At 62.9% G+C, this 9,109-nt stretch carries 8 protein-coding genes and 2 pseudogenes; 6 read left to right on the plus strand and 4 right to left on the minus strand.

What is annotated here, in order from left to right:
- The 4 genes and pseudogenes from APH36_RS32305 to sugE form a co-directional block, all read left to right on the plus strand.
- Positions 1–203 (plus strand): hypothetical protein (locus APH36_RS32305; RefSeq protein ID WP_218187320.1); only part of this gene is annotated, 203 nt, incomplete at its 5' end.
- A 15-nt stretch (positions 204–218) separates the two neighbouring features.
- On the plus strand, positions 219–1,139 hold the full coding sequence (gene rdgC / locus APH36_RS04140) for a recombination-associated protein RdgC (protein WP_016715497.1): 921 nt from the start codon (positions 219–221) through the stop codon (positions 1,137–1,139).
- A gap of 177 nt (positions 1,140–1,316) precedes the next feature.
- Positions 1,317–1,559 (plus strand): annotated as a pseudogene (locus APH36_RS32995) (bile acid:sodium symporter family protein); the annotation flags it as partial.
- Positions 1,560–1,675: 116 nt separating this feature from the next.
- Positions 1,676–1,993, plus strand: a complete 318-nt coding sequence (sugE, locus tag APH36_RS04145; protein WP_012270979.1) for a quaternary ammonium compound efflux SMR transporter SugE — start codon at positions 1,676–1,678, stop codon at positions 1,991–1,993.
- 9 nt (positions 1,994–2,002) lie between these two features.
- On the opposite strand, the gene APH36_RS04150 is transcribed toward sugE, so the two are convergent.
- From APH36_RS04150 to APH36_RS04165, 4 genes are all read right to left on the minus strand, one after another.
- A complete protein-coding gene (locus APH36_RS04150) occupies positions 2,003–3,880 on the minus strand; it encodes a 1-acyl-sn-glycerol-3-phosphate acyltransferase (RefSeq protein ID WP_060497602.1) in 1,878 nt (625 codons plus the stop codon).
- 131 nt (positions 3,881–4,011) lie between these two features.
- On the minus strand, positions 4,012–4,845 hold the full coding sequence (locus APH36_RS04155) for an amidohydrolase (RefSeq protein ID WP_060497603.1): 834 nt from the start codon (positions 4,843–4,845) through the stop codon (positions 4,012–4,014).
- Between the two features lie 24 nt (positions 4,846–4,869).
- Positions 4,870–6,144: an MFS transporter gene (locus tag APH36_RS04160; RefSeq protein WP_060497604.1), complete on the minus strand. Its 1,275-nt coding sequence runs from the start codon at positions 6,142–6,144 to the stop codon at positions 4,870–4,872.
- 97 nt (positions 6,145–6,241) lie between these two features.
- Complete coding sequence (locus tag APH36_RS04165) at positions 6,242–6,973, minus strand: GntR family transcriptional regulator (RefSeq protein ID WP_060497605.1); 732 nt, start codon at positions 6,971–6,973, stop codon at positions 6,242–6,244.
- Between the two features lie 153 nt (positions 6,974–7,126).
- Here APH36_RS04165 and APH36_RS04170 point away from each other — a divergent pair, with 153 nt between their 5' ends.
- Together APH36_RS04170 and APH36_RS04175 are read left to right on the plus strand one after the other, a co-directional pair.
- On the plus strand, positions 7,127–8,302 hold the full coding sequence (locus APH36_RS04170; RefSeq protein WP_060497606.1) for an MFS transporter: 1,176 nt from the start codon (positions 7,127–7,129) through the stop codon (positions 8,300–8,302).
- 125 nt (positions 8,303–8,427) lie between these two features.
- Positions 8,428–9,109, plus strand: a pseudogene (locus APH36_RS04175) (hybrid sensor histidine kinase/response regulator); the annotation flags it as partial.

The raw sequence follows: 9,109 nt of genomic DNA on the forward strand, positions 1-9,109 counted from the left end.
CCCTTCGTCTCGGTGTGGCGCGCATTCTACGGACGACCCTGCACCCTGGCAAGCACTTTTTAAACTTTTTTCAAAAAAAACTTCATGCCTTTCAAAGACCTAGCGTTGTCGGGTGTTTCTTTGAAGCAGAAGCCGCTGCTGGCCCTGTGACAGGGCTGGCCTCAGATCACTACACGGAGAATAATGCCCGCCTTATGCATTAAGGAGAGTTGCCCCTCATGTGGTTCAAGAACCTGCTGACCTACCGCCTGACCCAGGAAGTCCCGTTCGAGCCTGAAGCGCTGGAAGCCGCCCTGGCCAGCAAGCCGGCCCGCCCCTGCGCCAGCCAGGAGCTGACCACCTATGGTTTCGTCGCGCCGTTCGGCAAAGGCGAAGACGCTCCCCTGGTGCATGTCAGCGGCGAGTACCTGCTGATTGCCGCGCGCAAGGAAGAACGCATCCTGCCGAGCAGCGTGGTCAATGACGCGGTCAAGGAAAAGGTCGAAGAGATCGAGACCGAGCAGATGCGCAAGGTCTATAAAAAGGAACGCGACCAGATCAAGGACGAGATCATCCAGGCCTTCCTGCCGCGCGCGTTCATCCGCCGCTCGATGATCTTCGCTGCCATCGCCCCGCGCCAGGGCGTGATCCTGGTGAACTCGGCCAGCGCCAAGCGTGCCGAAGACCTGCTGTCGACCCTGCGTGAAGTGATGGGCTCGCTGCCGGTACGCCCGGCCACGGTAAAAATTGCACCGGTTGCCACCATGACCGACTGGGTCAAGTCGCAACAGGCCGCCGAAGGCTTCTATGTGCTGGACGAGTGCGAACTGCGCGACACCGCAGAAGACGGCGGCATCGTGCGCTGCAAACGCCAGGACCTGACCGGCGAGGAAATCCAGCTGCACCTGAGCACCGGCAAAGTGGTGACCCAGCTGGCCCTGGCCTGGCAGGACAAACTGTCGTTCATCCTGGACGACAAGATGGTAATCAAGCGCCTGAAGTTCGAAGAGCTGCTGCAGGAACAGGCCGAGCAGGATGGTGGTGATGAGGCGGCGCAGCAGTTCGATGCCAGCTTCCAGCTGATGATGATGACCTTTGCCGAGTTCCTGCCGGTGCTGTTCGAGGCGCTGGGTGGGGAGGAGATTCCGCAAGGGGTCTGATGTGTCTTGAAATGCCGGTGCTGGCCTGAAAGTGATTTTTCGCCGGTACCGCCCTCAGCCGCTTCGTCGGCAATACCTTCGCCCTGTGGGTGCTGGTATTTGCCGTGCTGGCCTTCCTGCAACCGCAATGGTTCATCGCCCTCAAGGTCGCTATCGTGCCGCTGCTGGGCCTGGTGCCTGACCGGCAAGCTGTGCAAGCTGCCGCTGGCCCAGCGTAAGGCGCTGGCGCTGGAGGTAGGCATGCAGAACTCTGGGCTGGGTGCGGCACTGGCGGCAGCGCACTTCTCGCCGCTGGCTGCAGTGCCGAGTGGGTTGTTCAGTGTTTGGCATAACATTTCAGGGGCGTTGCTTTCGACCTGGTTCCGGCGGATGGATGCGCCTGCAGGCGAGCCCGAAAGTGGTGAGCCAGCCAGGCATTGATGTTGCCTGGAAGGCCGCACATGTGCACTATATTGCCCACTGTGAGGACGGCCTCACGACGCACCGCGTGACCATTCCGGGGACGGCCCCATCATTCAAACGATGGAGACACACCTATGTCCTGGATCATCCTGTTCTTCGCCGGCCTGTTCGAGGTCGGCTGGGCCGTCGGCCTAAAATACACCGACGGCTTCAGCAAGCCGATTCCCACCGTGCTTACGGTTGGCGCCATGGTCATCAGCCTGGGCCTGCTGGGCCTGGCCATGAAAGAGCTGCCGCTGGGCACCGCCTATGCCATCTGGACCGGCGTGGGTGCCGTCGGCACGGTGATCGCCGGCATCATCCTGTTCGGCGAATCCATGGCTCTGGTACGGCTGGTCAGCGTGGCGCTGATCGTCTGCGGCCTGGTCGGCCTCAAAGTCAGCGCCAGCTAACCCTCTCCCCTAACGCAGGTTGCCGCGCAAGCGGCTAACCTGCTCGCGCAATGCTTCTGGCTGCGCTGCCTCCACCGGGATGGCGGCGCCGGCCACGATGGTTACCCGCGACCACAGGCGCTTGAAAAAGCCCTTGGCCGGGTCGCGGCTGAAGAAGCTGCCCCACAGCCCCTGCAAGGCCAGCGGAATCACCGGCACCGGCGTTTCCTCCAGGATGCGGTTGACGCCGCCCTTGAACACATCGATCTCACCATCGCCGGTCAGCTTGCCTTCCGGGAAGATGCACACCAGCTCGCCATCGGCCAGGTACTTGGCAATGCGCGCGAAGGCCCGTTCATAGGTGGCCAGGTCTTCGTTACGCCCGGCAATCGGGATGGCGCCAGCGGTGCGGAACACGAAGTTGAGCACCGGCAGGTTGTAGATTTTGTAGTACATGACAAAGCGGATCGGCCGACGGATCGCCCCACCCAGCAACAGCGCATCGACGAACGACACGTGGTTGCACACCAGCAGCGCCGCACCTTCATCGGGGATGCGCTCCAGGTCGCGATGCTGCACGCGGTACATCGAATGGCTGAGCAGCCAGATCAGGAAACGCATGGTGAACTCAGGCACGATCCTGAAGATGTAGGCGTTGACCGCGATGTTGAGCAGCGACACCACCAGGAACAGCTGCGGGATGGTGAAGCCCGCCAGGCCCAGCAGGAGGATGGTGAGCACCGCCGACACCACCATGAACAAGGCATTGAGGATGTTGTTGGCCGCGATCACCCGCGCGCGCTGGTCCTCGGCCGTGCGGGCCTGGATCAGCGCATACAGCGGCACGATGTAGAAGCCGCCGAACACGCCCAGGCCAACGATCGACAGCAGGATCCACCAGGCCTGCCCCATGCCCAGCAGCGTCAGCCAGTCGTGCGGGGCCGCTGCAGCCGGCACATCGCCGGAGTGCCACCACCACAACAGGCCGAACAGGGTCAGGCCGAACGAGCCGAACGGCACCAGGCCGATTTCCACTTTGCGCCCGCTCAGCCGCTCACACAGCAGCGAGCCCAGGGCAATGCCCACCGAGAACAGTGTCAGCACCAGGGTGACCACTGTGCCGTCACCGTGCAGCCAGTCCTTGGCGTAGGCCGGGATCTGCGTGAGGTAGATTGCACCGACGAACCAGAACCACGAGTTGCCGACGATCGAACGCGACACGGCCGGCGGCTGGCCCAGGCCCATGCGCAGGATCGCCCACGACTGCTTGAAGATGTTCCAGTCCAGCGGCATGTTCGGCGAAGCGGCAGCGGCCCGCGGGATCCAGCGGCTGGCCAGGTAGCCGAGCACAGCGGTGCCGACCACCCCACCCGCCACCACCGTGGCATAGCTGTCGGCCGACATCATCACCCCGGCGCCGATAGTGCCGGCGAGAATGGCCAGAAAGGTGCCGGTTTCCACCAGCCCGTTGCCGCCGACCAACTCTTCTTCGCGCAGGGCCTGCGGCAGGATCGAGTACTTCACCGGGCCAAACAGCGCCGAATGAGTGCCCATGCCAAACAGAGCCACCAGCATCAGCGTCAGGTGGTTGGTGATAAAGCCCAGCGCACCGATCGCCATGATCACGATCTCGGCCAGCTTGATCGCACGGATCAACGCGTCCTTGGCGAACTTCTCACCAAACTGCCCACCCAGTGCCGAGAACAGAAAGAACGGCAGGATGAACAGCAAGGCGCACAGGTTGACCCAGATCGAACGGTCACCGTCGCCCAGGCTGAGCTTGAACAGGATCGCCAGGATCAGCGACTGCTTGAACAGGTTGTCGTTGAAGGCACCCAGTGACTGAGTGATGAAAAACGGCAGGAAGCGCCGCTTGCCGAGCAAGGTGAATTGCGAGGAGTGACTCATCGTCCTTGGTCCTGAGGGCTTTTCAATTGGAGGCGCGCCGGGCACGTCAGGCCACAAATCTGCATGGGAAATGCGTGCACTGGCAAGCACCTTCACACCCACAATGACCAGGTCGTCTCAGAAACAGCCCTTCATTCGAAACCGAACAACGCTCGCGCTGTATCCACCAACAGCGCCCGGCGCAACTCTGCCGAACACCCCAAAGCCTCAAACTGTTCCAAAGCCGTACTGAAACCCACCGCCGACTCATGCTGGGTATGCGGCCAGTCACTGCCCCACATCAGCCGCTCGGCGCCGTAATGCGCTTCCAGCGTACACAGCGCCTGCCGGGCGAAGGCGAGGTTCTGTTCCGGCGAGCCTTCCAGCCGATAAATACCCGATACCTTCACCCATACCTTGCCCCGCCCCCCCAGGGTCAGCAACTCGGCAAACCCGGGTTGCCCCAGACCACGGCGGGCATCAGGCCGGCCGAAATGATCGACCACGATGTCCAGCCCATACGGCTCAAGCGCCCGCACCAGCGCTGGAATGTCCGCCACCTGGCGGTGCAGCTCCAGGTGCCAACCCTGCTCGCCAATACGCTCCAGCAAGGGCCGCCACTGGGCACCGGTGAGGTCGGGCAACGCCTGGCCCATGAGGTTCAGGCGCACGCCCTTCACGCCGAGTCGTGCCATCTCATCCAGCGTCTCACGCTCGACGTCCCGCTCCAGCATCACCACCCCGCGCAACTGCCCCGGCACCGTTTGCAGGGCGTTGAGCAGGTAGCGGTTGTCGGTCCCCAGGAAACTGGGCTGAACCAGCACGCCATGGCTGAAACCATGGGCCAGCAGTTGGCCCAGGTAGTCGCCCAGCGGCGCATCGTAGCTGGGCGCGTAACGCCGCTCGCTGGCCAGGTTCAGCCTGCGGCTGAATACGTGGGCGTGGGTGTCGATGGCGGTCAGGTGTAAAGCAGGAGCGTCGGGCATGGTTCTCATACAAACAAGGTGAAGTTACTGGGTGACAGCGCCAGCCATTTCCGGCGCAGGTGCAGATTCAAGGTTGCGACCACGGGTTTCTGGCAGGCAGAGGGCAGCGATCACCGCCACGCCATAGGCAATACCGGCGTCGATGCCGATGGCACTGCCCAGCGACATCGACTCACTCATGTGGCCAACCAGGAACGGAAACACCGCCGACAGCACGCGGCCGAAGTTGTAGCAGAAGCCCACCCCGGCACCGCGCACATCGGCCGGGTACAGTTCATTGAAGAACGCGCCCAGGCTGGCCGGGATACCGGCGGCGAAGAAGCCCAGCGGGAAGCCGAGGAACAGCATTTGCGTGTTGGTCAGCGGGAAGAACACATAAGCTTGCACGGTCAGCACACAGCACAGGGCGAACAGCAGAATGTTCTTGCGCCGACCGATGCGGTCGATCAACAGGCCGCTGACCACGCAACCGCACCAGAACGCCAGGATGATCACCGCCAGATAGCCGCCCGAGTTCAGCACCGAGAGGTTGCGCTCGGTCTTGAGGAAGGTCGGCAGCCAGGTCATCACTGCGTGGTAGCCACCGTGGGCACCCAGGCCGAGCAAACCGCCGAGCAGGGTCACGCGCAGCAGTTCCGGGCGGAAGATGCCAGCCATCGATTGCAGGAAGCTGGCGGGGATGGCCTTTTCTTTTTGCAGGCGCTGGAAGCTGTCCGGCTCTGGCACGTTGCGGCGTACCCAGATGATCAGCAGCGATGGCAACAGGCCGACGAAGAACATTACCCGCCAGGCGAATTCCTGCGGTACCAGCGAGTAGATCAGCGTGAACAGCGCCACCGCCAGACCCCAACCCACGGCCCAGGCGCTTTGCACCGTGCCCATGACCTTGCCACGGTATTTCGGGTTGATGGTTTCGGCCATCAGCACCGCGCCAGCCGCCCATTCACCGCCAATGCCGAAGCCTTGCATGGCCTTGACGAACAGCAGCGAGTAGAAGCCGGTGACGAACGCCGAAAGGAAGGTGAAGAAGGAGAACCAGAGAATCATCCATTGCAAGGTACGCACGCGGCCGTAGCGGTCGGACAAGGTGCCACCCAGCCAGCCGCCGATCGCCGAGGTCACCAGGGTCAGGCCGCTGATCAGGCCGGCATCGCCCTTGGTCAGGGAGAAGGCAGCGATCAGCGCGGGGATGGCCAGGCCGAACATTTGCACTTCCAGCGCATCGAGCGACCAACCGCCGAAGCAGGCCCAGAACGTCTTGCGTTCCCGTGAGGTGATCTGGCGATACCAGCTGAACATGATTGTTATCCTTCTTGGTCGTGTGTGTTACGGGCAGGCGAAGCCACTGCGCCGTGGCAGCACGGCGCAGACGGGTAAAACGGGTGAAGCAGCCGGCTTAGCGGATATCGATGCGGTAGCGGAAGTGCTGCGCATGGCCGCGCGAGCGGCGCCATTCCAGGGGCTTGCCGGCGTAGTCACGGGCCAGACGCTCGATCACCACCACCGGGCTGTCGGCCGGCAGTTGCAGCAAGCGGCCATGCAGTGCGTCGACCGCTTCGGCGGTCAGGGTCTCTTCGGCGTAGGCGACCACCTGGCCGCACAGTGCTTCATAGATCGGGTACAGCAGCGGCCCCTTGCTATTCAGCTCCACGTCCAGCAATGGCTGGAAGGTCTGGCGCGGCAGCCAGATTTCTTCAGCCAGGACGGGCTGGGCACCCAGCAGACGGGTACGAATGATACGGATCACCTCGGCGCCCGCCGCCAGGCCCAGGGCCTCGGCCACCGCCGATGGCGCTGCGAGCGGCTCGATGGACAGGATGCGGCTTTCTGGCACCACACGCTCGCCATTGGCAGCCTCGAAACGGAAGAAGCGGAACAGCGAAGACTGGAACTGCGGGCGGCGAATGAAGGTGCCACGACCCTGCTGACGTTCCAGCACGCCTTCGGCGACCAGCACGTCGACGGCTTTGCGCACGGTGCCGACCGACATATCGAATTCGCTGGCCAGGGCCGCTTCGGTCGGGATCGCCTCGCCCGGGCGCCAGCGGTTATTGGCAATCTGCTCGACCATGTGGTCGCGCAATTGTTGGTAGCGGGGCAGTCGAGCATCACCGGTCAGTGGGTGCATGGGTCTCGCTCTCGTCTTGTTATCTAAACATATATATGAATTTTTTCGAGAGTATTCCCCGTGGGTGGCGGGCTGTCAATCCTCCGCCTGTCGCCGGACCAGTGCCTGGCTTATGCTTGTGGCCGGGAAAACCAGAACAACAAGGACGTGGCAATGCTCGCCGCCATCAAACGCTACCCGCACACCGTACGCCTGTTGCTGTTGACCACCTTCACCCTCACCGTCGCCCGTGCCCTCACCCTGCCCTACCTGGTGGTGTACCTGGCCGACAATTTCCAACTGCCGATCAGCCAGATCGGCTTGCTGATAGGTGGCGCGCTGATCATCGCCTCGCTGCTGAGCCTGTATGGCGGCCACTTGGTCGACACCTTGCGCAACCACACCCTGGTCAGCGCCAGCACCCTGTTGTTCGCCCTGGCCTTTGTCGGCGCGGTCGCCAGCCGTTCAGCGTTGCTGTTCTTTCTGTGCCTGGTACTGATCAACCTGGCCCTCACGGTGGTCGATATCGCCGCCAAGGCCGGCTTTTGCGCCTTGCTGCCGGTAGAAGAACGGGCCGAGGTGTTCGCCATCAAGTACACCCTGAGCAACGTTGGTTACGCCGCCGGCCCTTTACTGGGCGTGGCCATGCTGGAACTGAACGACCACATGCCATTCATCGCCTCTGCCCTGCTTGGGCTGGCCATGTGCCTGGCCTATTGGCGCCTGGGCGACCGCAGCCTGCAGGCAAGTGCAGACAAGCCTGCGGCCGGTTTCGGCCAAGTGGCGCTGGGGCTGGCGCGTGACCGCCGGCTGGTGTGTTTCACGTTGGGCGGGGTGTTGAGTGCGGTGGTGTTTGGCCAGTTCACGGCCTACCTGTCGCAGTACCTGGTCGTCACCAGCAGCCCGACCGAGGCGGCGCGCCTGGTGGGCTATCTGGTGACCACCAACGCCGTAACGGTGATTGCCCTGCAGTACCTGATTGGCCGGCGTATCAGCCGCCAGCGCCTGATGCCCTGGTTGCTGGCCGGCATGGCCCTGTTCATCGCCGGGCTGCTGGGCTTTGCGTCGGCAGGCTCGGTGCTGGCCTGGTGCCTGGCGATGCTGGTGTTCACCCTGGGCGAAATCATCGTGATCCCCGCCGAGTACATGTTCATTGACCTGATTGCGCCGGAGCACTTGCGCGGGGTGTATTACGGCGCGCAGAACCTGTCCAATCTTGGCGCGGCACTGGGGCCGGTGATGGTGGGGTTTGCCCTGGTACACCTGTGGCCGGGGGCGATCTTCTACCTGTTGGTATTGTCGGTGATACTGGCGGGGGTCTTTTACGGGTTGGGCACCCGAAAAGGTTGATGTGTTGTTTCAGGTCAATCGCGAGCAAGTTCACGCCTACAACCATGGTCTGCGCTGACGAAGCGGCACCTGCGTGCCAGACTGATTGATCGGGACCGCGTTATCTTTTTTGCTTCGGAGTCTTCATGTCGTTGTCCAGCGGGCTGATCGCCGTGGTCGCCCTGGCCTATATGGCCGTCATGTTCGCCATCGCCTTCTATGGCGACCGCCGCAGCACGCCGTTGCCGCCGAAACTGCGTGCCTGGGTGTACAGCCTGTCGCTGGCCGTGTACTGCACCAGCTGGACCTTCTTCGGTGCGGTCGGCCAGGCCGCCGAACAGCTCTGGGCGTTCCTGCCGATCTACCTGGGCCCGGTGCTGCTGCTGATCTTCGCGCCCTGGGTGCTGCAAAAGATGGTGCTGATCAGCAAGCAGCAGAACATCACCTCGATCGCCGACTTCATCGCCGCCCGCTATGGCAAGTCGCAGACGCTGGCGGTCGTGGTGGCGCTGATCTGCCTGGTCGGTGTGCTGCCGTACATCGCCTTGCAGCTCAAAGGCATCGTGCTGGGTGTGAACCTGCTGATCGGCGCCAACGCCGATGCCACCGGCACCCGCGTGCAGGACACCGCACTGGTAGTGTCGCTGGTGCTGGCGCTGTTCGCCATCGTGTTCGGTACCCGCAGCCTGGACGTGACCGAGCACCACCGTGGCATGGTGCTGGCGATTGCCTTCGAGTCACTGATCAAGCTGCTGGCCTTCCTGGCCGTGGGCATTTTCGTCGTCTTCAACTTGTATGACGGTTTCGACGACCTGTTCAGCCAGGCCC

It is taken from the genome of Pseudomonas sp. NBRC 111133 (assembly GCF_001320605.1).
Lineage (GTDB): Bacteria > Pseudomonadota > Gammaproteobacteria > Pseudomonadales > Pseudomonadaceae > Aquipseudomonas > Aquipseudomonas monteilii.

Coding starts and splice junctions, on each gene's coding strand:
- rdgC (WP_016715497.1), top strand. CDS start 219: ATGTGGTTCAAGAACCTGCTGACCTACCGCCTGACCCAGGAAGTCCCG.
- APH36_RS04170 (WP_060497606.1), top strand. CDS start 7,127: ATGCTCGCCGCCATCAAACGCTACCCGCACACCGTACGCCTGTTGCTG.
- APH36_RS04150 (WP_060497602.1), bottom strand. CDS start 3,880: ATGAGTCACTCCTCGCAATTCACCTTGCTCGGCAAGCGGCGCTTCCTG.
- APH36_RS04165 (WP_060497605.1), bottom strand. CDS start 6,973: ATGCACCCACTGACCGGTGATGCTCGACTGCCCCGCTACCAACAATTG.
- APH36_RS04160 (WP_060497604.1), bottom strand. CDS start 6,144: ATGTTCAGCTGGTATCGCCAGATCACCTCACGGGAACGCAAGACGTTC.
- APH36_RS04155 (WP_060497603.1), bottom strand. CDS start 4,845: ATGCCCGACGCTCCTGCTTTACACCTGACCGCCATCGACACCCACGCC.
- sugE (WP_012270979.1), top strand. CDS start 1,676: ATGTCCTGGATCATCCTGTTCTTCGCCGGCCTGTTCGAGGTCGGCTGG.